At 68.7% G+C, this 24,390-nt stretch carries 25 protein-coding genes; 11 read left to right on the top strand and 14 right to left on the bottom strand.

The window, feature by feature from the left end; translation table 11 throughout:
- Both CSW64_RS17685 and CSW64_RS17680 read right to left on the bottom strand, forming a co-directional pair.
- Complete coding sequence (locus CSW64_RS17685; protein ID WP_099623335.1) at positions 1 to 693, bottom strand: response regulator; 693 nt, start codon at positions 691 to 693, stop codon at positions 1 to 3.
- Positions 694 to 696: 3 nt separating this feature from the next.
- Entirely contained in the window at positions 697 to 1,179 is a 483-nt protein-coding gene (locus tag CSW64_RS17680) for a MarR family winged helix-turn-helix transcriptional regulator (protein WP_099623334.1), read from the bottom strand.
- Positions 1,180 to 1,265: 86 nt separating this feature from the next.
- Between CSW64_RS17680 and CSW64_RS17675 the strand changes: the two genes are divergently transcribed.
- Positions 1,266 to 2,153, top strand: coding sequence for a branched-chain amino acid aminotransferase (locus tag CSW64_RS17675; RefSeq protein WP_099623333.1), 888 nt, complete (start codon positions 1,266 to 1,268; stop codon positions 2,151 to 2,153).
- 3 nt (positions 2,154 to 2,156) lie between these two features.
- On the opposite strand, the gene CSW64_RS17670 is transcribed toward CSW64_RS17675, so the two are convergent.
- The 5 genes from CSW64_RS17670 to CSW64_RS17650 all read right to left on the bottom strand — a co-directional run bounded on the left by CSW64_RS17670 (position 2,157) and on the right by CSW64_RS17650 (position 4,851).
- The gene (locus CSW64_RS17670; RefSeq protein ID WP_099623332.1) at positions 2,157 to 2,507 is read right to left on the bottom strand and encodes a hypothetical protein; all 351 of its coding nucleotides are present in this window, start codon (positions 2,505 to 2,507) and stop codon (positions 2,157 to 2,159) included.
- Positions 2,508 to 2,647: 140 nt separating this feature from the next.
- A complete protein-coding gene (locus tag CSW64_RS17665; protein WP_099624324.1) occupies positions 2,648 to 3,064 on the bottom strand; it encodes a DUF4870 family protein in 417 nt (138 codons plus the stop codon).
- Between the two features lie 59 nt (positions 3,065 to 3,123).
- Complete coding sequence (locus CSW64_RS17660) at positions 3,124 to 3,327, bottom strand: hypothetical protein (RefSeq protein WP_099623331.1); 204 nt, start codon at positions 3,325 to 3,327, stop codon at positions 3,124 to 3,126.
- A gap of 359 nt (positions 3,328 to 3,686) precedes the next feature.
- On the bottom strand, positions 3,687 to 4,079 hold the full coding sequence (folB, locus tag CSW64_RS17655) for a dihydroneopterin aldolase (RefSeq protein ID WP_099623330.1): 393 nt from the start codon (positions 4,077 to 4,079) through the stop codon (positions 3,687 to 3,689).
- A 28-nt stretch (positions 4,080 to 4,107) separates the two neighbouring features.
- Positions 4,108 to 4,851: an SDR family oxidoreductase gene (locus CSW64_RS17650; protein ID WP_099623329.1), complete on the bottom strand. Its 744-nt coding sequence runs from the start codon at positions 4,849 to 4,851 to the stop codon at positions 4,108 to 4,110.
- A gap of 54 nt (positions 4,852 to 4,905) precedes the next feature.
- Here CSW64_RS17650 and CSW64_RS17645 point away from each other — a divergent pair, with 54 nt between their 5' ends.
- The 4 genes from CSW64_RS17645 to CSW64_RS17630 all read left to right on the top strand — a co-directional run bounded on the left by CSW64_RS17645 (position 4,906) and on the right by CSW64_RS17630 (position 8,757).
- Positions 4,906 to 5,628, top strand: a complete 723-nt coding sequence (locus CSW64_RS17645; protein WP_099623328.1) for a response regulator — start codon at positions 4,906 to 4,908, stop codon at positions 5,626 to 5,628.
- Between the two features lie 157 nt (positions 5,629 to 5,785).
- Positions 5,786 to 6,256: an NUDIX domain-containing protein gene (locus CSW64_RS17640; RefSeq protein ID WP_099623327.1), complete on the top strand. Its 471-nt coding sequence runs from the start codon at positions 5,786 to 5,788 to the stop codon at positions 6,254 to 6,256.
- 30 nt (positions 6,257 to 6,286) lie between these two features.
- Complete coding sequence (locus CSW64_RS17635; protein ID WP_099623326.1) at positions 6,287 to 7,231, top strand: SMP-30/gluconolactonase/LRE family protein; 945 nt, start codon at positions 6,287 to 6,289, stop codon at positions 7,229 to 7,231.
- Positions 7,232 to 7,320: 89 nt separating this feature from the next.
- Positions 7,321 to 8,757 (top strand): aldehyde dehydrogenase family protein, encoded by a 1,437-nt coding sequence (locus CSW64_RS17630; RefSeq protein WP_099623325.1) that lies wholly within the window; start codon positions 7,321 to 7,323, stop codon positions 8,755 to 8,757.
- Positions 8,758 to 8,760: 3 nt separating this feature from the next.
- Here CSW64_RS17630 and CSW64_RS17625 read toward each other — a convergent pair whose 3' ends face one another.
- Positions 8,761 to 9,006 (bottom strand): hypothetical protein, encoded by a 246-nt coding sequence (locus CSW64_RS17625; protein WP_099623324.1) that lies wholly within the window; start codon positions 9,004 to 9,006, stop codon positions 8,761 to 8,763.
- A gap of 141 nt (positions 9,007 to 9,147) precedes the next feature.
- Between CSW64_RS17625 and CSW64_RS17620 the strand changes: the two genes are divergently transcribed.
- Positions 9,148 to 10,719 (top strand): long-chain-fatty-acid--CoA ligase, encoded by a 1,572-nt coding sequence (locus CSW64_RS17620; RefSeq protein ID WP_099623323.1) that lies wholly within the window; start codon positions 9,148 to 9,150, stop codon positions 10,717 to 10,719.
- Between the two features lies 1 nt (position 10,720).
- Here the strand turns inward: CSW64_RS17620 and CSW64_RS17615 are convergent, their stop codons facing one another.
- Positions 10,721 to 10,993 (bottom strand): type II toxin-antitoxin system RelE/ParE family toxin, encoded by a 273-nt coding sequence (locus CSW64_RS17615; protein ID WP_099623322.1) that lies wholly within the window; start codon positions 10,991 to 10,993, stop codon positions 10,721 to 10,723.
- Complete coding sequence (locus CSW64_RS17610) at positions 10,981 to 11,172, bottom strand: antitoxin (protein WP_216361203.1); 192 nt, start codon at positions 11,170 to 11,172, stop codon at positions 10,981 to 10,983. The genes CSW64_RS17615 and CSW64_RS17610 overlap by 13 nt, the downstream gene beginning before the upstream one ends.
- A 136-nt stretch (positions 11,173 to 11,308) precedes the next feature.
- Here CSW64_RS17610 and CSW64_RS17605 point away from each other — a divergent pair, with 136 nt between their 5' ends.
- The 3 genes from CSW64_RS17605 (at position 11,309) to CSW64_RS17595 (ending at position 15,164) form a co-directional block, all read left to right on the top strand.
- A complete protein-coding gene (locus CSW64_RS17605) occupies positions 11,309 to 12,274 on the top strand; it encodes an alpha/beta fold hydrolase (RefSeq protein ID WP_099623321.1) in 966 nt (321 codons plus the stop codon).
- Positions 12,275 to 12,354: 80 nt separating this feature from the next.
- On the top strand, positions 12,355 to 14,226 hold the full coding sequence (locus tag CSW64_RS17600; RefSeq protein ID WP_099623320.1) for an AMP-binding protein: 1,872 nt from the start codon (positions 12,355 to 12,357) through the stop codon (positions 14,224 to 14,226).
- An 8-nt stretch (positions 14,227 to 14,234) separates the two neighbouring features.
- Positions 14,235 to 15,164, top strand: coding sequence for an alpha/beta hydrolase (locus CSW64_RS17595; RefSeq protein ID WP_099623319.1), 930 nt, complete (start codon positions 14,235 to 14,237; stop codon positions 15,162 to 15,164).
- Here CSW64_RS17595 and CSW64_RS17590 read toward each other — a convergent pair.
- The 4 genes from CSW64_RS17590 to nhaA form a co-directional block, all read right to left on the bottom strand.
- Positions 15,161 to 16,309: a hypothetical protein gene (locus CSW64_RS17590; protein ID WP_099623318.1), complete on the bottom strand. Its 1,149-nt coding sequence runs from the start codon at positions 16,307 to 16,309 to the stop codon at positions 15,161 to 15,163. The genes CSW64_RS17595 and CSW64_RS17590 overlap by 4 nt on opposite strands.
- Before the next feature lie 9 nt (positions 16,310 to 16,318).
- Positions 16,319 to 17,023 carry a helix-turn-helix domain-containing protein gene (locus tag CSW64_RS17585; protein ID WP_099623317.1) on the bottom strand — a complete coding sequence of 235 codons (705 nt, stop codon included), beginning with the start codon at positions 17,021 to 17,023 and terminating at the stop codon, positions 16,319 to 16,321.
- A 111-nt stretch (positions 17,024 to 17,134) separates the two neighbouring features.
- Positions 17,135 to 19,684, bottom strand: coding sequence for a TonB-dependent receptor (locus CSW64_RS17580; RefSeq protein ID WP_099623316.1), 2,550 nt, complete (start codon positions 19,682 to 19,684; stop codon positions 17,135 to 17,137).
- 201 nt (positions 19,685 to 19,885) lie between these two features.
- Positions 19,886 to 21,064 (bottom strand): Na+/H+ antiporter NhaA, encoded by a 1,179-nt coding sequence (gene nhaA / locus CSW64_RS17575; protein ID WP_099623315.1) that lies wholly within the window; start codon positions 21,062 to 21,064, stop codon positions 19,886 to 19,888.
- A gap of 82 nt (positions 21,065 to 21,146) precedes the next feature.
- On the opposite strand from nhaA, the gene CSW64_RS17570 reads away from it, so the two are divergent.
- Both CSW64_RS17570 and CSW64_RS17565 read left to right on the top strand, forming a co-directional pair.
- Positions 21,147 to 22,562 carry a protein adenylyltransferase SelO gene (locus CSW64_RS17570; protein WP_099623314.1) on the top strand — a complete coding sequence of 472 codons (1,416 nt, stop codon included), beginning with the start codon at positions 21,147 to 21,149 and terminating at the stop codon, positions 22,560 to 22,562.
- A gap of 57 nt (positions 22,563 to 22,619) precedes the next feature.
- Positions 22,620 to 24,389, top strand: coding sequence for a DUF885 domain-containing protein (locus tag CSW64_RS17565; RefSeq protein ID WP_245863754.1), 1,770 nt, complete (start codon positions 22,620 to 22,622; stop codon positions 24,387 to 24,389).
- The last annotated feature ends 1 nt before the right edge of the window (position 24,390 follow it).

The following is a 24,390-nucleotide window of genomic DNA, read 5'->3' as shown; positions in this document are numbered from 1 at the left end:
TCAGTCCGGCGCCAGGCGATAGCCGACGCCCCGGACGGTCTGCAGGTAGCGCGGGTTCTTCGGATCGTCCTCGATCTTGCGGCGCAGGCGCGTGACCTGGACATCGACCGCACGGCCGGTGATGTCGGCGGTGTCGCGGGCCAGCTCCAGCCGGTCGACGGCGACGTTGGCGGACTGCGCCAGGCGGCGCATCAGTTCGACCTCGGCCTCCGTCAGACGGATCGGCGCGCCGTCGCGGGTCAGTTCGCCGCGTTCGATGTCGAAGCTGCAGGCGCCCAGGCCCAGGACGGTCGGTCCGCTGCTGCGCGGCCCGGCGCGACGGAGGATCGCCTCGATGCGCAGCAGCAGTTCCTGCGGCTCGAAGGGCTTGGCCAGATAGTCGTCGACCCCTGCGGTCAGGCCGGCGATGCGGTCGCCCGATTCGCCGCGGGCGGTGAGCATCAGGATCGGCGTCGCGCCGGCCGAGTCGCCGCGCTCGCGCAGGCGGCCGGCGAAACTGATCCCGTCCTCGCCCGGCATCATCACATCGAGCACCATGAGGTCGAAGTCGAGCGTGTCGATCAGGCGCGAGGCGGCGGCGGCGTCCGAAGCTGCGGTCACGCGGAACCCGCTGCGGGCCAGGAACTCCTTCAGCAGGTCGCGAATCCGGTCGTCGTCGTCCACCACCAGCAGATGTCTGTCGCTGCCGCTCACGCCTCAGGTCTCCTCGCGGCGCAGGCCCACGCCCGTGCGCGGCCCCGCCAGAGCGGCCAGAATGCGCCGCGCGCCGGCCACGCCGTCAAGCCCGCCGGTGCGATAGGCCCGTCCCAGCAGCGTTCTCAGCCGTTCGGCGATGCGGGCTTCGAAGGCAAGGCCCGCCTCGGTCAGGCGAGCCGGGCGCCGCCGGGCGTCCAGATCGCCGCTCTCGATCTCGGCCAGGCCGAGCTTCAGCAGGTCGTTCAGAGTGCGGCTGGCGGCCTGTTTCGACAAACCGGTCAGCCGGCCGAGGTCGCGCGTGCCGACGCCCGGGCGACGTCGGAGCAGGAAGGCCGCGCGCCAGTGCGGGCGGCCCAGGCCCTGGGTCTCGGCTTCCAGCGCGGCGTCGACGGTCGCCCACAGGGTCGCCTCGGCCAGGAGCATCAGCTCGAGGCCGGAGTCGAGCTCCTCTTCGCGCAGGATCAGGCGGGGATCAGCCGACATGGTCGTGATTTGAGGCCATTCTGTTTGACGCGGACGCCGCGGAGGCGTCTAAGGTCGCCGCTTCCTTGAAAGGAGGAATTTTCGAAATGTCTCTCGTTCCCTTCGACGATCGCGACGGTTGGATCTGGCTGGACGGCCAGTTCGTGCCCTGGCGCGAGGCGAAGGTGCACGTACTGACCCACGGCCTCCACTACGCCTCTTCGGTGTTTGAAGGCGAGCGGATGTACGGCGGCGAGATCTTCGAACTGACGGCCCACACCGAGCGCTTCTTCAAGTCGGCCGAAATCCTCGATTTCAAGATCCCCTACACGGTGGCCGAGATCGACGAGGCCTGCAAGGCGACCTGCGCCAAGAACGGCCTGACCGACTGCTATCTGCGCCCGATTGCCTGGCGCGGGTCGGAGATGATCGGCGTGTCGGCGCAGCAGACCAAGATCCACGTCGCCATCGCGGTGTGGGACTGGCCGAGCTACTTCGATCCCGAGGCCAAGAAGAAGGGCATCCGCCTCACCTGGGCCAAGTACAACCGCCCCTCGCCGGAGACCGCCCCCGTCGCGGCCAAGGCGGCGGGCCTGTACATGATCTGCACCATCTCCAAGCATGCGGCGGAGAAGGACGGCTATTCGGACGCCATGATGCTCGACTACCGCGGCTACGTTGCCGAGGCGACGGGCGCCAACGTGTTCTTCGTGAAGGACGGCGCGATCCACACCCCGACGCCGGACTGCTTCCTGAACGGCATCACGCGCCAGACGGTCATCCGCCTGGCCAAGGATCGCGGCCTGCAGGTCATCGAGCGGCACATCAAGCCCGAGGAACTGTCGGACTTCACCGAGTGCTTCATCGTCGGCACCGCCGCCGAGGTGACGCCGGTGGCCGAGGTGGGCCAGTATCGCTTCACGCCCGGCGAGATCTCGCTGTCGCTGATGGACGAATACGCCCGCCTGGTGCGCCGCGAGCTGGTTCCGGCCTGAGGCCTACCAGAGCGGGGAGGGGCTCGGCGAACGTCCCAGAGGCGTCGCCGGCTCTTCCGCAACGGCGGCCGGTTCGGTCGCCGTCGACGGTTCGGGGTCGGCGCCGAAATCCACGATCGGCGGATTTCGGCGCCTTCCTGCCCCCTTATGATCGTCGCGCAGCAAGGCTGCCAGGATCGCGACGCCCCCCAGCGCCACGGCTCCCCAGCCTATGAAAGCCCGATGGCCCTCGAACGCCCCCAAGTGTTCGAGGCCGGGCAGCTTTGCGCCGACCAGTCCCTTCGGATCGACCAAAGCCCAGCCGACGGTCGTCAGCAGTGCGCCCAGCAACAGGCTGAGAATCCGCGACGCCATGTGACCAGGACCCCCCGTCTCGATCCGAACGTGGCGCGACCCTGGTTCGTTGAACGCTCTTGGTCAAAGCGCCTCAACCGCCAGGGGAAGGCGACGTCGCCTGGCGGCCGATCCTTGGGCATTCGAGCCGGCGGCTGCCTCTAAAGCAGCCAGGCGTCGGGGCGCGGGTAGGCCTCGTCCTGCGCCAGGTAGATCAGGCCCATCGCGCAGCGAATGTAGAACCAGAGCCCGACCAGGCCGGCGACGCCCCAGCCGATGACCATCATCGGGATGCCGAGCGGCGACAGGATCAGAGTGATGGTGAAGATCAGGCCGACGACGCCGACGATGACCCCGATGATGAACCACCAGATGGTCTTCCAGAAGGTCTGGATCAGGAACTGGTAGTGGGTCGCCATGCGCGGGCCGGCTGTTCCGCGGTTGGCGTAGGCGATGATCAGGCCGATGAACACCGTCACCAGCACGGTCAGGGCGCCGATGACGTATAGGGCGTAGACGACTGCGGGAAGGACGCGATCCTCATGCGGCTTGGAGACGGCGGCGGGCTCGGCGGTCATGGTCTGGCTCCCCTGCGAGGCGGGCATGCTGACCGCAAACCCTCGTCATGGCAAACGCCTCAGCCGAGCAGTCCCGAGGGCAGGGCGGACGGGTCGAGCCGCGGCTCCGGCGGCGCCAGCCAGGGCGTCGCGGCGAACACCAGGATCAGCACGAACAGCAGCCTTGCGGCCAAGGCGGCGCCGAGCCCGGCCGCGCCGGCGGTCAGCGAGAACAGCATCAATGCGGCCACGCCGACGCCGAGCAGGGCGACCATCCAGACCACGACCTCACGGGGGCCCAGAGCGCCGGTCGTGAAACGCGCCGTAGGCGCCGTCTCGGCCGAGGCGGCGGCGACAGTGCGCAGGAAGGCGGCGTAGCGCGCGGTGCGGTCCTCGAACCGGCCGGGGCCGGCCCAGCTGTGGGAGGTCAGAAAGGCCCGGCCCCTGGCGAAGCGCAGAACCGCGGCGCGGCGTCCGCCCGCGGAGGCCGTGAACCTCGCCTCGCGCAGGGTCGACAGCGGCCAGCGGCGAAGGCGACGTCCGGTCTGTTCGACGAGGTCTCCGCCGTCGAGCGTCCAGGTGGTTTCGGGACGCAGCGGCGCCAGGCGCGCGGCGTGAGACGGGGTGGGGGATGGGGCGGGCGTCAGGCCCGGACCGCCGTGATCTCGACCCCGGCCGCTTCGGCGTCCGGCGCGAGCGCATGCGGCTTCTCCACCCGGACCCGGGCCCGGGTGACACGCGGGTCCACCAAGCAGCGCTGGGCCAGCCGCTCGGCGAACATCTCGACCAGTTCGATATGCCCGTCGGCCGCCAGCATCTTCGCGCTCTCGCGGATGCTCTCATAGTTCAGGGTGTCGGCCAGCTTCTGGGCGCCGACAGCGGCGACATCGAGCTCGACGTCGATCACCAGCGGCTGCAGCTTGCCGCGTTCGTGATGATAGACGCCGACCTCGGCGTCCACGCGCAGGCCGCGCACGAAGACCTTGGCGATCACCACCCGCGCCGCGGGCGCGCCGTCCGGGGTCTGGTCGAGCATGAGGGGAGACGCCGCCAACTGGGCCTCGCTACGGGTCGATGATGTCGGGCGTGCGCCAGGCCAGATGCTGCCCGCTGTCCACGGCGATCATCTGGCCCGTCACTGTCCTTGCGTCAATGAGGTACCGAAGCGCACGGGCGATGTCCTCGGGCGCCACGCGGCGGCCCAGCGGCGTGCCGGCGGCTTCCGCCTCGAATACGCCCGGCGCCTGATGCACCGAACCCAGAGTCGGGCCTGGCCCGATGGCGTTGACGCGGATGCGGGGCGCCAGGCTCTGGGCCATCGTCTGGGTCGCGTACCAGAGCGCGCCCTTCGACAGGCTGTAGCTGAAGTACTGCGGGTTCGGCCGCCAGACGCGCTGGTCGACGATATTGACGATCAGTCCTTCGCGATCGGCCTGCAGATTGGCCGCCATGGCCTGGGCGAGCACCACCGGCGCGCGCAGGTTGACGGCCATGTGGGCGTCGATGTCCTCGGCGCTGGTTGTGCCGAAACGGTCATCCAGAAACAGCGAAGCGTTGTTGACCAGCAGGGTCACCGGACCCAGCGCCTCGGCCCGGGCCATCAGATGGGCGGCGTCGGGCGAGGTCAGGTCGCCGTCCAGCAAAAGGGCCCGACGGCCTTCGGCGCGGACCATGGCGCCGGTCTCTTCGGCGTCGTCGGACGAGCTGCGGTGATGGACGGCGACGTCGAAACCGGCGCGGGCGGCCTCGACGGCCAGGGCGCGGCCGATTCTGCGGGCCGCGCCTGTGATTAGGGCGACCCCGTTCACAGGGTCTCAACCTTGTTGATGCAATCTGAGACTGTAGGAATGGATGTTGCTTCCATGGGTGGTTTCGGCAGCGGCGCGGTCATGCCGCGCAATCAAGCGGACACGCAGGCGCATCGCAAGGCGCCCGATCCGCGCGACCTCTTCCAGTTGATCGACCGAGCAGTCGATGAAGCGGCGGAGGCTTCCGGGCGACGCGGGGTTTCGGTCTCGACCCGCATCGATCCGGCCTTGAGGGTTCCGCGGGAGATCGATCCCGCACATCTGCTGGAAACCGTACGCAAGCTGGCGGGAACCGCGCTGGCCGACGGGCAGGGGCATTCGATCTGCCTGCAGGCGGAGTCGGAGGGGGATCTGGTCCGGCTGACGGCGACGGCGGGAAGCGACCGAACCTGGGCCGTCACCCTTTCGGCGCCGCTGGCGCGCCGCAAGGTCCTGGTCATCGACGATGATCCGACGGCGCGCGTGGAACTGGCCGCGGCGCTCGAGGCGGAGGGCTTCGCCTGCCGGACGGCGACGGGGGCGGAGACGGCGCTGCATGCCCTGTTCGCCGGCGGGCCCTGGGCCGCCGTGCTGATCGAGCTCTATCTGGAATCGGGAGACGCCTTGGAGCTGGCCGGCGTGGCCGATGCGCCTGTGTTCGCGATGTCGGCCGCCGATCGCCAGATCAGCGGCTGGGCCCTGCGGCAGGCCGGCTTCCATGGGCTGTTCGCCAAGCCGGTGCCGATCGCGAAGCTGAAGGCGGCCCTGGCCGCCTCCGCGCCTCAGTCGTCGTCCTAGTCGACGCGGCCGAACTCGAAGAAGTTGATGGCGGCGAGAACGGCGACCCAGCCGAAGATGGTGTACAGCGCGATCATTTGGGGATCCCCGTAGAAACAGTGGGGACGCTTTAGCCTCCGCGCTCGCGCGCCGCAAGTCGCCGCACTAGGCTCGCGCCATGTCCTGGAAACGCCACATCGAGCCGGTCCTCAGGCCGCTGATCCGCCTTCATCAGCGGACGACGCGCGGGCTGACGCTGGGCGTGCGCGGCCTGGTGATCGACGCCGAGGGGCGGGTCCTGCTGGTCGAGCACACCTACACGGACGGCTGGTTTCTGCCGGGCGGCGGCGTGGAGCGGGGCGAGACGGCCGAAGCCTCGCTCGCCCGCGAACTGATCGAGGAGGCCGGCGTGCGGGTGACCGCTCCCGCGCAGCTGATGTCGTTTCATTCCAACGAGGCCAACTATCCGGGCGATCACCTCCTGGTCTATCGGGTCGAGGTCTGGGAGCCGTGCGAGCCGACCTCGCGCGGCGAGATCGCGAACCGCGGGTGGTTCGCCCCCGACGCCCTGCCGGAGGGGATCAGGCCCGGGCACCGCCGCCGGATCGAAGAGGCCTTTGGCGTCCGCCCTGTCGATGTGCTCTGGTGATCGCAACGAGATCATAGGGAGGTTGGGGTCATGAGCTGGATCGCGACGGAGGCGTTCGGGAAGATCGCGGTCGGCATCGACAGGCCCGAAGACGTGGTGGTCGGCAGGGACGGCCGCGTCTTCGCCTCGGACCACCAGTGCGCCGTGGCGGAGATTCATCCTGACGGAAGTTTCACCCGCATGGGACCGAAGGGCGGGGCGCCCAACGGGATCAACATGGACGGCCAGGACCGCATCCTGATCGCCAACTTCGGCATCTATGACCGGGAGGAAGGGCCGCTGCAGCGGTTCGACCCGACCACCGGCGCGCATGAGATCCTGCTGGCAGAGGTCGAGGGCCGGCGGCTGACGTCGGCCAATTATCCGGTGATCGACCGGGCCGGGAATATCTGGTGCGCCAACTCCACCCACGCCGAGACCTGGCCCCAGGCCCTGGACGGCCGCGCCGACGGCTTTCTGTTCGTTCTGCGTCCGGACGGCTCCGCGAGCGTTGTGGCGGAGGCCCTGAAGTTTCCCAACGGCTTGGCGTTGTCGGCGGACGAGCGCTGGCTCTACTGCGCCCAGACCAGCGGAGCCGACGTCCTGCGGTTCGAGGTGCTGCCCGGCGGCAAGCTCGGCCCGGGCGAACGCTACGGACCGCAACTCGGACGCCTGCTGTCGGGCGGCGATGCGGAGGCGGAAGCCCATGCGTCCCACCACTCGGCGGACCTGGGCTATACCGACGGCGTCGGGCTGGACGCCGAAGGCAATCTCTGGGTCTGCCTGCCGGCGGCGAACAAGGTGGTGGCGATCACGCCGTCCGGCGGCGTGGAGACCGTGTTCCACGATCCGTCCGGCGCGCTGGTCAACCATCCTACGAACGTCACATGGGGCGGGCAGGATCTGCGCGACCTCTACATCGGCTCGATCCGTGCGGACTATGTGCTGAAGGCCCGCAGCCCGATCCCCGGACAGCCTCATCTGCATCAGAGATGACGTGGCCCCTTCCACACCTGAATGCTGATAACTAAACTATCGTTTGAAGAGCCTCCGGGATGAGGCCGATGACGCCAAGGGAGACGGTGATGCGCGACTACACGAAGTTCTACATCGACGGTCAGTGGGTCGATCCGATCCAGCCCAAGACCCTCGACGTCATCAACCCGGCCAACGAAGAGGTCGCCGGCAAGATTTCGATGGGTACGGCCGCCGACGTGGACAAGGCCGCCAAGGCCGCCCGCAAGGCGTTCGCCACCTTCTCGCAGACCTCGCTGGAAGAGCGCGCCGACCTGCTCGAGCGCATCATCGCCGAGTACCAGAAGCGCTACGGCGACATGGCCGACGCCATCACCGAGGAAATGGGCGCTCCCGCCTCGCTGTCGCAACGCGCCCAGGCCGCCATGGGTCTGGCCCACACCCAGACCGCCCTGGCGGTGCTGAAGAGCTTCAAATTCGTCGAGGACCGCGGCCCGACCCGCCTGGTCAAGGAGCCGATCGGCGTCTGCGGGTTGATCACGCCCTGGAACTGGCCGGTCAACCAGATCGCCTGCAAGGTCGCCCCGGCCCTCGCCGTGGGCTGCACCATGGTGCTGAAGCCGTCGGAAGTGGCGCCGTTCTCGGGCTACATCTGGACCGAGATCCTGCATGCCGCCGGCGTGCCGGCCGGGGTGTTCAACCTGGTCAACGGCGACGGCCCGGAAGTCGGCGCCGCCATCTCGAGCCATCCGGAGATCGACATGGTCTCCTTCACCGGCTCGACCCGCGCCGGCATCGAGGTGGCCAAGAACGCCGCCCCGACCGTCAAGCGCGTGGCCCAGGAGCTGGGCGGCAAGAGCCCGAACATCATCCTCGACGATGCGGACTTCCAGTCGGCCGTCACCGGCGGCGTGCGCTCGGTGATGATGAACTCCGGCCAGTCCTGCAACGCCCCGACCCGCATGCTGGTCCCCGGCGCGCGCATGGACGAGGTGATCCAGATCGCCAAGGCCGCCGCTGAAGCCACCACCGTCGGCGACCCGAAGGGCAACGCTCAGATGGGTCCGGTCGTGTCGGAAGTGCAGTTCAACAAGATCCAGAAGCTGATCCAGGCCGGCATCGACGAAGGCGCCACCCTGGTCGCCGGCGGCGTCGGTCGTCCGGACGGCCTGGACAAGGGCTACTTCGTCAAGCCGACCGTCTTCGCCAACGTCACCAACGAGATGACCATCGCGAAGGAAGAGATCTTCGGCCCGGTCGTCTCGATCCTGGGCTATCAGTCGGTGGATGAAGCCGTCGATGTCGGCAACGACACCGAGTACGGCCTGGCCGCCTACGTCTCGGGCACGGACACGGCCAAGATCCGCGAGGTGGCCTCCAAGCTGCGCGCCGGCCAGGTCTCGATCAACGGCGGCGGCGGCGATCTGATGGCGCCGTTCGGCGGCTACAAGATGAGCGGCAACGGGCGCGAGTGGGGCGACTACGGCTTCCACGAGTTCCTGGAGACCAAGGCCATGCTCGGCTACGCCCCGAAGGCGGCAGAGTAGAATCTAGCGGCTAGCAGCCGGATTGCGGAGGCCGTCGGACAATCGTCCGGCGGCCTTCTGCTTTTGATAGGCCCGCTCGGCGGTCTGATAGTAGCGCGCGAAGGACCAGCATAGCGCCAGGGCCGCACCCGCGAGCGGCGCGAACCAGAGGACGCTCTCCAGGTACAACGGGAGCGAACTTGTCCACTCGAGGACGGTGAGCTTGCCGCCGGCGCTCTCGATCGATGGCGGAGGAATGCTTGCCTGCATGACGGGCGCTCCGGGGCTCAGGGCGCTCAGCAGACCATCAGATCGCCGCAGCGGAAAGGGGGTTGGTTGCAGCCTCGGCTTTTTGGGGCATGCTTTCCGCCGTCAGCGCCCGGCAGAGGCGCGGCGAGGGCAGGACGCGACATGACCGATCTTTCCGACATCCATTCCGTGGCCGACGTTCCCCGCGTGCAGGCGGCGATCCGGCCGAACGCCGAGGCCATCTGGTTCGAGGGGCGGACGACGACCTTCGCCGAACTCGACCGGGCCTCGAACCGCTGCGCCCAGGCGCTGCTGGCCCAGGGGCTGAAGCCCGGCGACCGGGTCGGGGTCCTGGCCAAGAACATCGACGATTTCTTCGTGCTCTGGTTCGGGGCGGTGAAGGCGCGCGTGACCCTGGCGCCGGTGAACTGGCGGCTGGCCCCGCCGGAAGTCGCCTTCATCCTGCGGGACGCCGGCGCCAAGCTGCTGGTCGTCGGCCAGGACTTCGCCGGCGTGGTCGACATGATCATCAGCGACCTGCCGGACGTCCGCGGCCTGGTGCAGTTCGAGCCGGGCCATCCGCGCTGGCCGGCCTTCCGCGACTGGATCAGCCAGCACCCCGCCGAGGACCCGAACCTCGCCCCACGACCGGACGACGACGTCATCCAACTCTACACCAGCGGCACCACCGGCCTGCCCAAGGGCGTCCAGCTGACCCAGGCCAACTTCATGGCCCTGTTCGCCCTGGCGCTGGAGGCCGGCTGGGCGCGCTATGAGCCGGAGAAGACCAATCTGGTGGTCATGCCGCTGTTCCACGTGGCGGGGACCAACTGCGGCCTGCTGGCGTTGCTGCAGGGGGTGCGCAACATCCTGACGCGGGAGGTCAATCCGGTCGAGATCCTGGCGCGGCTGCAGGACCAGCGGGTGAACTACGCCTTCCTGGCCCCGACGATCATCAACATGCTGCTGCTGACGCCGGGCGTGGAGGAGGCTGACTTCAGTCATCTGGAGCGGGTGTTCTATGGCGCCTCGCCGATCTCCGAAACCGTGCTTCGCCAGGCCCAGGCGCGGTTCGGAAGCGACTTCACTCAGCTCTACGGCCTGACCGAGACCATCGGCGGCGCCACCTACCTGCCGCCCGAGGACCATGCGCCCGAGCGCGACAAGCTGCGGTCTGCCGGCAAGCCGTGGCCGGGCTTCGAGGTCCAGGTGATCACGCCGGAGGGCAAGGTCGCCGCGCCGGGCGAGGTCGGCGAGGTGAAGATCCGCGCCAAGGGGGTGATGAAGGGCTACTGGAACCGCCCGGACGCCACGGTCGAGGCCATCTGTTCGCAGGGCTGGTTCTCCAGCGGCGACGCCGGCTACTTCGACGAGGAGGGCTACCTCTACATCCACGACCGGGTGAAGGACATGATCGTCAGCGGCGGCGAGAACGTCTATCCGGCCGAGGTCGAGAACGCGCTGTTCAGCCACCCCGCCGTCGCCGACGCCGCCGTGATCGGCGTGCCGGACGAGAAGTGGGGCGAGGCGGTGAAGGGCATCGTCGTGTTCAAGCCAGGCCAGGCGGTGAGCGCCGAAGAGCTGATCGCCCACTGCCGCGAACGGATCGCCGGCTTCAAGACGCCCAAGAGCATCGACGTGGTCGAGGTCCTGCCGCGCAACCCATCGGGCAAGGTTCTGCGCCGCGAGCTGCGCAAGCCCTACTGGGAAGGGCGGGAGCGGATGGTGGGGTAGGTCACTCTGCTTCGCGGGCGGCGTGGCGGACCTCGAGGACGACGATCTGTTCGGCCTCGACGCGATAGCGGATCAGGTAGGGCGCGATGTGGGAGAGTTCGCGACGACCTCCTGCAATCGGGCGACCCCGGTTGGGATGCTGGTCAAGCTTGGCGGCTGCGGCTCGAAGTCGGTCGCCGATCCGTTCGGCCGTGATAGGCCTTTCTTGTGCGATGAAGGCCCGGACTTCCTTCAGATCCTGCAGCGCCTGGATCGTCCAGGTTACCGTCGCCACGACTTCGGCAAAGGCGTCTCATTAGGCGTGCCCCAGCTCGCAAGCCATTTCGCGACCTCCTCATGCGGCACGACCCGTCCCGCGGCGGCGTCGGCATCGGCGGCGGCGGAACGCTTGTCGTAGTCAGCGTCGTAGACCGTTGAGGCTTCCTCCACGCCAGGTTGTTTGGGCTCGCTCATGAATTGAGGCTATCGCGCGCCTGCAATCTTGACAAGTACAAATCATGAACATTGTCTTGCCCGACGGCCGCTCGCGTCCCCTTGCCTGACCCGACGGCGCCCGTGATCGTCTCCCGGCAAAACAAAGGGAAACGCCATGCCGAGCTTCGTCGACATTCCCACCAACGGGATCAAGGTCCGCGCCGTCGTCGAGGGCTCCGGTCCGCTGGTCGTCATGGTCCATGGCTTCCCCGAAAGCTGGTACAGCTGGCGGCATCAGATCGGGCCGATCGCCGAGGCGGGCTTCACCGTCTGCGCTATCGACGTCCGCGGCTATGGCGGTTCGGACAAGCCGGCCGAGGTCTCCGACTACAGCCTGGAGCAGATCACCACCGACGTGGCGGGGGTCATCGAACACCTGTCGGCGGATGGGACCGGCGTGCTGATCGGCCACGACTGGGGGGCGCCGATCGTCTGGAACACCGCCCTGACCCGGCCCGACCGGGTGAGCGCCGTCGCCGGTCTGTCGGTGCCCTATACGGGCGTGCCGCAGGCGATGTTCCTGGATCTGGTGAAGGCCGCCTTCACCGACAGGGGCCGCTTCTTCTATCAGGTCTACTTCCAGGATGTCGGGGTGGCCGAGGCCGAGCTGGAAGCCGACGTCCGCGCTTCCCTGCGCAAGTTCTACTACGCGATCAGCGGTGACGCGCCCGACGGGACCTGGCCGGCGGACAAGGCGCACGGCGAAACCCTGCTGGCGCGGCTGCCGGACCCCGATCCGTTCCCGGCCTGGCTCAGCAAGGCGGACGAGAACTATTTCACGGCGGAATTCGAGGGTTCCGGCTTTTTCGGCCCGCTGAACCGCTACCGCAACCATCCGCGCGACTTCGCCTGGCTGCAGGCTTTCAAGGACCGCAAGATCGAGCAGCCCAGCCTGTTCATCGGCGGCGACCGCGACCTGGTGCTGAAGATGATCCCCGGCGTGAACCCGGTGGACTTCATGGCGCCGCACATGACCGACCTGCGCGGCGCGCACATCCTGCCCGGCGTCGGCCACTGGACCCAGCAGGAAGCGCCGGAGCCGGTGAACCGGTTGCTGCTGGACTGGCTGAAGGGACTGTGAAGCCAACAGGCGTTTGACTCCCCCTAGGTCAGGGATACTCTCAAGAGAACAACGATAACAAAGCCCGCAGGAAACCCAGGATGACCCCGCCCGACGGTGCGGCTTCTGCCGCGATGCCTTCCGCGAAACCCGCCTTCAAGCCGTTGCCGATGAAGGGGCCGGACGTCAGCGTCGAGCGCCGCGCCGACGGGTCCTTCGTGATCCGCTCGAACCATGCTCCTGGCCAGGGGCCGCGCTCCATCGCCCATCTGCTGAAGGACAAGGCCGCCGCCCATCCCGATCGACCCTGGATGAAGCAGCGCGAACCCGGCCACGGACCCTGGCGGCAGGTGACCTACGGCCAGGCCCTGCGGGCGGCCGAGGGGCTCGCCCAGGCGCTGCTGGACCGCGGCCTGACGCCTGCCGACAGCGTGATGGTGCTGTCCGCCAACTCCATCGAGCACGCCCTCGTCACCCTGGGCTGCTACACGGCCGGCGTGCCCGTCGCGCCGATCAGCCCGGCCTACAGCCTGATCTCCACCGACCACGCCAAGCTGAAGCACTGCGCGGCGGTGGTCCGGCCCAAGGTGGTCTTCGCCCAGTCCGGCGCGATGTTCGAGCGCGCCTTCGCGACCCTGCGCGAGCAGAACCCCGACCTGGTCTTCGTCACCGCCGACGGCGCCGGCGAGGGCGCGATCGCCTTTGCCGACCTGGCCGGGACCCAGCCGGGCGACGCCGTCGAGGCTGCGCGCGAGACGCTGGGTCATGCGACGGTCGCCAAATACCTGTTCACCTCCGGCTCGACCGGCATGCCCAAGGGCGTGCCCCAGACCTTCGGCATGATGGCCGGGGTCATCGCCGGCCAGGACGGCCTGCGCGCCGAGGAGCCCGATCCGGACCTCATTCCCGAGAGCCTGGAGTGGATGCCCTGGAGCCACATCTCCGCGGGCAACATCGGCTTCAACGCCGTGCTCTGGGGCGGCGGGACGGTCTATCTCGATGAAGGCAAGCCGATCCCCGGCATGTTCGAGACCACGATCAAGAACCTCTACGAGGTCTCGCCGATCGTGTTCGGCTCCGCGCCGGTGGCCTTCGGCATGCTGGTCGAGGCGATGGAGGCCGACCCGGTCCTGCGGCGGACGTTCTTCAAGAACATGCGCTACATGGGCTACGGCGGCGCGACGCTGTCGGACGACGTCAACGAGCGGATTCAGAAGCTGGCGATCGAGGAGACCGGCCATCGCATCCCGCTGACCACCATGTACGGCGCGACCGAGACCCAGGGCATCACCGTGACCCACTGGGCGACCGAGCGGGTCGGCCTGGTCGGCCTGCCCCTGCCGGGCATCACCCTGAAGCTGGTCCCGAATGGTTCGAAGCTGGAGGTCCGGGTGAAGGGGCCGACGGTCACCTCCGGCTACCACAACGACCCGGAGAAGACGGCCGCCGCCTTCGACGAGGAGGGCTTCTACAAGCTGGGCGACGCCGCCAAGTTCGTCGACGAGAACGACCCGGCCCAGGGTCTGGTCTTCGACGGCCGGGTGACCGAGGACTTCAAGCTCGACAGCGGCACCTGGGTCAGCGTCGGCACCCTGCGGCCGGACCTGGTCGCCGCCTGCAGCCCCTATGTCATGGACGCCGTGATCGCCGGCCAGGACAAGCCGTTCATCGGCGCGCTGTTCTGGCCCTCGATGGCCGGCATGCAGGCGCTGGCCCAGGACGAAGGGCCGGGCACGCCGTTCGAGAAGCTGGCCGCGATCCTGAAGGAGCGGCTGGCGGCGTTCAACGCCACGGCCGGGGGGTCTTCGCGTCGCGTGGGTCGTTTCACGGTCATGACCGAGCCGCCGTCGATCGATGCGGGCGAGATCACCGACAAGGGTTATGTGAACCAGCGCGCGACCCTCGAGCGCCGGGACGGTCTGGTGCAGGCGATTTATGCCGGCGACGCCTCCGCCGGCGTGGTGGCGGTCTAGGAGAGACGATGATGATGGATCCCCATTTCCGCGCCCTGCTCGATGCGGCCAACGCCATCGAGATGCCGCCGCTCAGCACCCTGCCGCCGGCGGTGCTGCGCGAGGGCTATCGCGCCCAGCGTGTCGGCGTCGATGCGGGCGCGCCGACCGACCTGGACGTCCGCGAGCTGGAGGTCACGGGCGGCGGCGGTCCGCTGAAGGCCCGGCTGTACACGCCCAAGGGCGCGCCGGCCGTCGGCCCGGGCCTGGTCTACTTCCACGGCGGCGGCTTCGTGATCGGCGATCTGGACACCCATGACGGCTTCCTGCGCCGCCTGGCCGCCGCTTCGAGCGTGAAGGTGCTGTCGGTCGACTATCGTCTGGCGCCCGAGCACCCGTTCCCCGCCGCGCATGACGACGGCCTGGCGGCGACCAAATGGGCCTTCGATCATGCCGCCGAGATCGGCTTCGATCCGACGCGCATCTCGGTGGGCGGCTGCTCCGCGGGCGGCAATCTGTCGGCCTGCGTGGCGCTGGAGCTGAAGGATGACGCGGCGCGGAAACTGGCCTTCCAGCTGCTGCTCTATCCCGCCACGGCCATGGCCCAGGACACCCAGTCCCGCCGCGACCTGGCCGAGGGGCATCTGCTGACCGCCGAGGTGATGGCCTGGTTCGGCGACCATTTCGCCGCCGCCGGCCATCCGCAGCAGCGCCGCGCCGAGCCGGTGCATGCCGACGTCTCCAGCGTCGCGCCGGCGCTGGTGGTGACCGCGGGATTCGACCCGCTGAAGGACGAGGGCAAGGCCTACGCCGCGGCGATCAACGCCGCCGGCGGCCAAGCCGAGCACCTTGAGTACGGCGGCTTCGTCCACGACTTCTACACCCTGGCGCCGTTCTGCCCGGGCGTGCCCGCGGCGATCGACGAGACCGCCGCGAAGCTGAGGGCGGCGCTGGCCTAGGCCTTTTTCCAGAGCTGGTCGGCGGGCAGGTCCAGCACCTTGCTCGCCGAGCCGGCGATGCTCTTGGGCGAAAGACGGCCGGCGGCCAGGGCCTTGTCCATCCAGGTCTCGATGTTTCCGCCGGTCCGGTCGTAACCGTCGGCCTTCAGCATGCCGTACAGGGCCGCGGCGAACAGGTGCATGCCGTCGTCGGACGCGCGCCAGCGCTCGCCGGCCGGCTTGGCGACGCCGAGGCGCTCGCTGACGATCTGCTCCAGCGCCTGGACGGTATCCTCGTTCAGGATGCCTTCCATGCTGTTGTAGCCGAAGGCCGGGTCGTGCTCGGCCAGCACCCGGGTCAGCAGCGGGTCCCTGTTCATCGTCGCCATCACCGATTTCGCCAGGGGACCGTCCATCGGGAAGGGCGGATGCAGCATCTCGTGCGCCGCGTTCCGGATGACCGCCTCGTCTGGATAGTCGAGGTGGGTCAGGAAGCGCTGCCCCTGGATCTTGATGCCGTGCGGCTTGGAGAAATACAGCAGGATCACTTCCAGCGACGGATCGGCGAACCGGCGGCCCAGTAGCCGTTCCTGCTCGGTGATCACGTCCGTGCCGGCCAGGCGGGCGCCGAGGGCCGGGACGCGGCGTGCGGCGCGTTCGTCGACGTACTTCCGGCGGAAGGCGCCGAAGCCGGCGTCGCGCATGGCCTTCAGTACGATCAGCACCCGCGGCTGCTGGGCCATGAAGGCGCGCCATTCCTCGGCGTTCAGCGCGTAGGGGCTGGCGTCCAGCGGCGGTTTGATCACCGTTTCGGCCTGCTCCAGCGCGTCGATCAGCTGGTCCAGGGTCGCGTCCGGCCCGCCGGACAGATAGGTGCAGAGGTTGGGGCCCAGCAGCGCCTTCTGGCGGTCGGCCTCCTCGTAGAGCGAGGCCAGCGCCGCCATCGCCTCCTGACTCATGCCGGGCAGGAAGGCGGCCAGCTCTTCGCGGTAATAGTCCGCGTAGAACGGCTTGCCGGACAACGGTCCCAGGAAGCAGAGGGCGTCGAAGCCTTCCGAGGTTCGCACCTTCCACCGGGTTCGTGGCTGAGGGGCGCGAGCGAGGGCGTCATGGGCCGTGAGCGACAGGGCGACGGCGGCGAAGAGCGCTTGGCGACGGTTCATCATGCCCCCGATCTAGGCGAAGGCGGCGGCCTCGATCTTGAACGGATTTGACCTGCGCCAGGCGCCGGGAGAGCGGCCGGTCAGGGCGGAGACGATCCGGGTCATGTGGGCCTGGTCGGCGAAGCCCAGGTCGGCGGCGAGGGCGGCCAGCGGCTGTCCCCCCGCCAGGGCTCGCCAGGCGGCCAGGCCGCGCGCCTCGAGCTGATAGCGGACGGGCGAGACGCCGAACGCCTGCCGGAAGCCGCGCGAGACGGTGGCCGGGGCCAGGCCGTGGTTGCGGGCCCAGTCGCCCAGGACGACGGGCGAGGGCGAACGCAGCGCTTCGGCCAGAAGGTCCGGCCAGTCCGCGGCGGGCGGAGGGAGGGGTTTCAGGTCGGCCAGCACAAGATCGACGGCGTCCTGCAGACTGGTTTCGGCTGCCCGGGCGAGGGCGTCGATGTCGCCGATCTTCACGAAATGCGCCGGCGAGACGAGGTCGCCGGGCAGCGGCAGGTTCAGGACCTGAACGTCCTGGCCGTCGATGCTGTTGGCGTGGGCCGAGAAGCGGTCGTGGAGGATAGCCTCCCCGGCAGAGACCCGGCGTCGCCCGGCGTCGCCCGCCTCGAGATAGCCGCCGCGCAGCACGATCGCCGCATAGCCCCCCGCGTGGCGGTGCCGGGGCGTCCAGCCGCGGGCCAGTCCTTGTCGGAGCGGCAGGGTGTCGACGGTGTGGCTCATGTGGCCTGCAGGCTGACGGACCGGAGAGGTTCGCGCCAGTGAAATCCCGGCAAGAAAAAGGGCCGCCCGGAGGTCCGGACGGCCCGATCTCTTACGCGTAGCGGTTCCGACTTAGAACTTGCTGCGCAGGGTCACGCCGTAGGTGCGCGGGGCGCCCAGGAAGGCGTTGTAGACGCTGACGCTGTCGTTCGCTTCGTCGACCTGGAACGGGCCGTTGAAGCCGACCTGCAGGTAGTCCTCGTCGAACAGGTTGTTCGACCACAGCTCGACCGCCCAGCGGTCGTCCTGCGCGCCGATAGAGACGCGGGCGTTCACCAGGGTGAAGGCGCCTTGCTCCTTGGCCGGGTGCAGGTCCGAGCCGGTGTTGTACTTGGAAGTGTACTTGGCCGAGACGTTGCCGCGGAACAGCAGGCTGTCGCCGATGTCACGCTCGTAGGTGGCCGCGACCGAACCCGACCATTCCGGCGCGAACGACATCTGCGCGCCGGGCAGGCGGTACAGGCTGGCGAAGCGCGACGGGTCCTGCAGGTCCAGGGCGGTGAACTTGCCGTACTCGGTCTTGGCGTAGGTCACGCCGCCCTGCATCGACAGACCCTGCACCGGGGTGAACCAGACGAAGTCGGCGTCGACGCCCTTGGACGTCACCTCGGGGATGGTCTCGACGATGAAGGCCGTGCCCACGAAGGTGTTCAGCTGGAAGTCGGTATACTCCTGATAGAAGATCGTACCGTTCAGCAGCAGGCTGTTGTTGAACCACTTCGTCTTGATGCCCAGCTCGTAGGAGTCCGCGAACTCCGGCGCGAAGCTGGTGTTCGGGTTGGCCTGGAAGTCGAGCAGCGGGGTGCCGTTGGTGCAGGCCACGCCGGCCGCGGTCTTCGTCGGACGGCCGCCCGGAGGGCAGGCGATCGACGAGCGGTCCAGGTTGAAGCCGCCGCCCTTGTAGCCCCGCGCGTAGGACGCATAGGTCATGATGTCGTCGTTGATCTTGTACGACAGCTTGACCGTGCCGGTGACCTCCTCTTCCGACGTGCTCTGCTTGAACGGATTGCCGCCGTTGATGTTGTCGAAGTCGGCGTTCTGGCTGTTCAGGCAGAGGCCGCCGACGACCTTGATCGCCTGGGCCTGCGCCGCCGCCGGGGCCATGCCGGCGTTCACGAAGTAGGTGACCAGCGTGCCCAGGCCGAGTTCGCCCTGGCGGCAGGAGGCGCCGGTGGTGTTGTACTTGGTGACCAGTTCCTTGTCGCTGTTGGTGTAGCGCAGGCCGACCGTCAGCTTCAGGGCGTCGGTGAACGCCCAGGTGTTGTCGGTGAACAGCGCGAAGGTCTTGTCCTTCTGCGCATAGCGGTCGTCCGAGCCCGAGCCGGCCTGGTGGATCGTGCCGGGGGCCAGGCCGAGGATCATCGGCGCGCCGCCGAGCACCCGGCCGTCGAAGTAGGCGTAGTAGTCGGAGCCGTACTTCAGGACCGAACGGCTGTTCAGCTCTTCATTGGCGTAGAAGGCGCCGACCAGCCAGTCCAGGCGCTCGGTCGTGCCGGCGAACCGGATTTCCTGCGAGAACTGCTTGAACTCGACGAAGTTGCTGCCGTCGTCCGGCCGGTAAGCGATGTCGGCGGCGGTGAAGTCGGAGTCCTGGGCGGTCTCGGCGCGCCACTGACGCAGCGCGGTGACCGAGGTCATCGTCACGTCGGGCGTGATGTCCCAGTTGGCTTCCACCGACAGGCCCTTGTCCTCGATGGCCTGGGTGGTGTTGCGGTTGGCGTAGGCCTTGCGGTCGAACGGCGTGTTCGTCGTGTCGATCGAGCCCGGACGCACCGCGTTGATCATGTTGGCGCGCGAGGCGGCCGCCTGACCGACGTAGAGCTGGGTGCCGAGGCAGCAGGACTCGTCACGCTTGGTGTAGTCGCCGATGACCTTCAGGGTGATGTCGTCGGTCGGGGTGATGAGCAGCTGGCCGCGGAGGGTCCAGAAGTCCTGGTTGACGTCGTCGTTCTGGGTGCGCGGGCCGGGGCCGGTCACCACGTCCAGGTAGCCGTCGCGCTGGCGCTTGGCGAAGAACAGGCGGCCGGCCATCTTGTCTTCGACGATCGGGCCGGTCACCGAGACCGAGCCGCCGATGGCGCCGTAGTTGCCGGCGGTCAGTTCGGCGGAGCCGCCGAAGGTGAACTCCGGCTCCTTGGTGATGATGTTGATGACGCCGGCCGAGGTGTTCTTGCCGAACAGGGTGCCCTGCGGACCTTTCAGCACTTCGACCCGCTCAAGTTCGCCCAGGTCGCCGAAGCTGACGCCGTTGCGGGGGCGGTAGACTCCGTCGATCACGACGCCGACCGAGGATTCCAGGCCGGGGTTGTCGCCGACGGTGCCGACGCCGCGGATGCGGGCGGTGGTGACGGTTTCGTTGGAGGTCGAGGTGACGGTGAGGCCGGGGGTGAGGATCGTCAGATCCTTGATGTCCTTGACGCCGGCGTCCTGCATCAGTTGGCCGCTGACCGCCGTGACCACGACGGGCACGTCCTGCAGGCTCTGCTCACGCTTGGTGGCGGTGACGATGATGGCGTCGACGGTCGCGCTCTCGCCCTGGTCCTGGGCGTAGGCGACGCCGGCGGCCAGCGAGGAGAGCACGACGGCGGACGCCGACGCGCGAAGCACTTTGGAGAAACGCATTTCCTGTCCCGTGTTGTTGGCGCTGGTGGGGAGCCCGCGCGGTTTTCGGCAGCCTCGTGAGCCATTGGTGACCCACGTTAACTGCACGATGTTCACCTACGGTGAGCCGGGAACCCTGCGCAACCGTCAAACCCTTGTGACGCAACGGAAATGGCGGTTTCGTGTCGCGAAGGTGACAGCACGACCGTCAAAAAACGAGGTTCACTGACGGGGCTGTCGAAATTCCGCAAGCTTGAGTGTCAGGACGCCGAGCAGCACCGACAGGATCGAGCCGGCGATGACGCCCAGCTGGACCTCCGCCGTGGCGTTTCCGGCCGGGAAGGCCAGGCCGCCGATGAACAGGCTCATGGTGAAGCCCACGCCGCAGAGCATGGAGACGCCGAGGAGTTCGAGCCAGCCGGCGCCGCTGGGCGGCTGGCCCAGCTTGAGCTTGGCGGTCAGGAAGGCGGCCCCGAACACGCCGATCGGCTTGCCGAGCGCCAGGCCCGCCAGGATGCCGAGCGGCAGGGGCGCCAGCAGGCCGTCGCCGCCGCCGAAGCTGTCGAACGAGAAGCCCGCCGCCACGAAGGCGAAGAAAGGCAGGATGCCGTAGGCGACGTACGGGTGCAGCGAATGCATGTAGTGTTTCAGCACGCCTTCCTCGCCGGGGCGGCGCGGGGCGATCGGCACGGTCAGCGCTGCGGCGACGCCGGCCAGCGAGGTGTTCACGCCGGACTCCAGCGTGAACACCCAGACGACCAGGAACACGGCGGCGAACAGCAGCGGCGGGATCGACTTCCAGCGGCCCATCCAGGTGAGCACGCCCAGGCCCGCGGCCGCGCCGGCCAGGGACAGCAGGTTCAGGTCGCTGGTGAACAGGATCGCGATCAGCGCCACTGCGCCGAGGTCGTCCGCGATGGCCAGGGTCAGCAGGAACACGCGCAGCGAAGTCGGGGCCTTCGGCGCCGCGATGGCCAGGGCGGCCAGGGCGAAGGCGATATCCGTCGCCGCCGGAATCGGCCAGCCGGTCGGCGAGCCGCCCTCGCCGAGATTGAAGGCCAGATAGACCAGCGCAGGGACCGCCATGCCGCCGATCGCGGCGAAGACGGGCATGGCCAGCTTGCGCATGTTGGACAGCTCGCCGCGCAGGATCTCGTACTTGATCTCCATGCCGACGGTGAAGAAGAACACGGCCATCAGGCCGTCCTTGGTCCACTTCAGGACGGACTTGGTTTCTTCGAACGCGCCGAACTGGATCGTGAAGGGAGCCTTCACGAACGCGAAATAGGCGTCCCGCCAGGGCGAGTTGGCCAGGATCACGGCCACGACGGCGGCGGTCGCGAGGATGAGGCCGGACGCGGCCTCCGTCTTCAGGAAGTCTAGGGTTAGTCGGCGAGCCATGGGGTCGGGCTACCATGCGAGGCCGGTCGACCCAACCAAAACCGGACTTGCGCGCGTCGATTCCGGGGGCCATGACCGGGGCATGCCGGTCTCGTCGTCGTACCGTCCCGATCCGCGCTTCATGGCGCTGGGCCCGGAGTTCTCGGACCCGGTGGAGCCGGCCGACTTCCCGAAGACCCTCCTTCGGCGGCGGAACGACCGGGCGGCGGCGACCGTCGGCCTGGAGGCTCTGACCGACGCCGAATGGGTCGCCCATTTCGGCCGGTTCGAGCCGCTGCCGGGCAATCAGCCGCGGCCGCTGGCGATGCGCTATCACGGGCACCAGTTCCGCAGCTACAACCCCGACCTCGGCGACGGGCGCGGCTTCCTGTTCGCGCAGCTGCGCGAGGCGGGCGCGGATCGGCTGCTGGACCTGGCGACCAAAGGCTCGGGCCAGACGCCCTGGTCGCGCCAGGGCGACGGCCGCCTGACGCTGAAGGGCGGCATGCGCGAGATCCTGGCCGCCGGGATGCTGGAGGCGCTGGGCGTCCCGACCAGCCGCGCCTTCTCCCTGATCGAGACCGGCGAGCAGCTGGCCCGCAATGACGAACCCAGCCCGACCCGCTCGTCCGTGCTCGTCCGGCTCTCGCACAGCCACATCCGCTTCGGGACCTTTCAGCGCCAGGCCTACCTGGACCGCGCGGACAACGTCGGGGTGCTGGTCGACCACTGTATCGACGCCTATTTCCCCGAACTGGCCGGCGCCGCCGACCGGCCGGTCGCGCTGCTGGAGGCTGTGGTTGCACGCACGGCGCGGCTGGTCTCGCGCTGGATGGCGGCCGGCTTCGTCCATGGGGTGCTGAACAGCGACAACATGGTCGTGACCGGCGAGAGCTTCGACTACGGCCCCTGGCGGTTCCTGCCGCGGAACGACCCCAACTTCACCGCCGCCTATTTCGATCACAGCGGGCTCTACAGTTTCGGTCGCCAACCCGAGGCGGCGTTCTGGAACCTGCAGCAGCTCGCCGGCTGCCTGACCCTGGTCGCGGAACACGAGGCGCTGATCGCCGCTCTGAACGGTTTCGGCGTCGCCTATCGGGATGAGCTGCGGCGGTCGATGCTGATGCGCCTGGGTCTTCGGGGACGCGACGCGGACGCCGATGTCGATCTGGTCAACGCCGCCTTCCGCGCGCTGCAGGCCGGCGGCGATCGGCTGCGATGGGAGCCGTTCTTCTTCGACTGGTTCTGCGGCGACGAGCGGCGAGCGCTCGCCGGCCCGCGCGGCGACCTCTACGCCGACGAGGGCTTCGCGGACTTCCGGCGACTGCTGGCGGATTTCGAACCGCATCGTCCGGAACGGCTGGAGCACGACATGTTCGCCGGGCCGGAGCCCGAGGAGATGCTGATCGACGAGGTCGAGGCGCTGTGGTCGGCGATCGACGCCGACGACGACTGGGGACCGCTGAACGCCAAGCTCGATCGAATCGAGACGGCGCGGCAGGCCTGGGACCTGGGCTGATTGAAACCCGCCGACGGGTGTGTTCCGTTGGCGGAAACCACAAAGGGGAGGGGCCGTATGCCCGTCGATTTGCGTCGCTTCGTTCTCGCCACGGCGGCGGCGGGCGTCATCGCCATGGCCGGAACGGCCTCGTATGCGGCCACGGCGCCGACCGGGGCGTTGAGTCAGGCCGTCGCCGCCTATGAGCGGGCGACCCAGACCTCGGAGGAGGCCGTCGACACCGGCGCCCGCAACTGGACCCTGCCGGACGTCACGCCGGTCGCCGATGCGGCGCGGCTGAAGGAGTACAAGGCGGTCCGGGCGAAGCTGGCGGCGATCGACCGCACCACCCTGCCTGAGCAGGAGCAGCTGACCTACGACCTGCTGGTCTGGACGCTCGACGGCAAGATCGAACTGGCCGCCTATGACGAGGCGCGCATTCCGTTCAGCAGCGACGGCGGCTTCGACACCAACCTGCTGTATCGCGCCGACGGCGCCCGGCTGGCCAACGAGGCTGACGCCAAGCGCTGGATCGGCCTGCTGGGCCAGATCCCGGCCTACTACGACGCCAACATCGCCAACGCCCGGCGCGGCGTGAAGACCGGCTTCGTGCAGCCGGTTCCGACCGCCGAGGGCATCCTGGCCCGCGCCAGGCGCGCGGCGGAGACGCCGCTGGCGGACGATCCGCTGCTGCAGCCCCTGCGCCGCCTGCCGACGAGCATTCCGGCCGAGACCCGCGCCGCGCTGCTGAAGGAAGGCGAGGCGGTCGTCGCCCAGCGCGTCGCGCCGGCCCGCAAGACCTTCGCGACCTTCATGGCCGACGAATACCTGCCCAAGGCGAGCAAGTCGCTGGCCGCGTCCGACCTGCCGGAAGGCAAGGCCTACTACGCCTTCCTGGTGCGCCAGCACACGACCACCGGCATGACGCCGGACGAGGTCCACGCCATCGGCCAGCGCGAGGTCGCCCGCATCCGCGCCGAGATGGAGACGGTGAAGGGCGAGGCCGGCTTCACTGGCACGATGGCCGAGTTCCGCACCTTCCTGCGCAACGACGACCGCTTCTACGCCACCAGCCGCCAGCAGCTGCTCGAGAAGGCCAGCGAGATCGCCAAGCGGGTCGACGATCGGCTGCCCGCGCACTTCCGGACGCTGCCCCGGCTGAGCTACGGCGTGCGGCCGGTGCCGGCCAGCATCGAAGAGGGCTACACCACCGGCCGCTACTTCCCCGGCGACCAGCGCGAGGGCCGGGCGGGCGGCCTGATGATCAACACCTCGTCGCTGCGCGAGCGACCGTTGTACGAACTGCCGGCGCTGGTGCTGCATGAGGGCGCGCCCGGCCACCACATCCAGGTCGCCATGGCCCAGGAGCAACCGGCCGTCCCGGCCTTCCGCCGCGACCTCTATGTCACCGCCTTCGGCGAAGGGTGGGGGCTCTATTCCGAGCGCCTCGGCATCGAGATGGGCATCTACCGCGATCCCTACGAGCGGTTCGGACGGCTGTCTTATGAGATGTGGCGCGCCTGCCGGCTGGTCGCCGACACCGGCATCCACGCCAAGGGCTGGTCGATGGAGCAGGCGCGCGCCTGTTTCACCGAGAACACCGCCCTGTCGCCGGTGAACATCGAGGTCGAGCTGCAGCGCTACGTGTCCTGGCCCGGCCAGGCGCTGGCCTACAAGATCGGCGAGCTGAAGCTGGTGGAGCTGCGCGAGCGGGCCCAGAAGGCCTTGGGCGAGAAGTTCAGCGAGCGCGACTTCCACGACGCCATCCTGCTGCACGGGTCGCTGCCGCTGGCGGTGCTCGAGCGGCGGATCGACGCCTGGATCGCGCAGCAGAAGGTTGGGAAGTAGG

It is taken from the genome of Caulobacter mirabilis (genome assembly GCF_002749615.1).
Lineage (GTDB): Bacteria > Pseudomonadota > Alphaproteobacteria > Caulobacterales > Caulobacteraceae > Caulobacter > Caulobacter mirabilis.
This window is presented reverse-complemented; position numbering and strand designations above follow the sequence as displayed.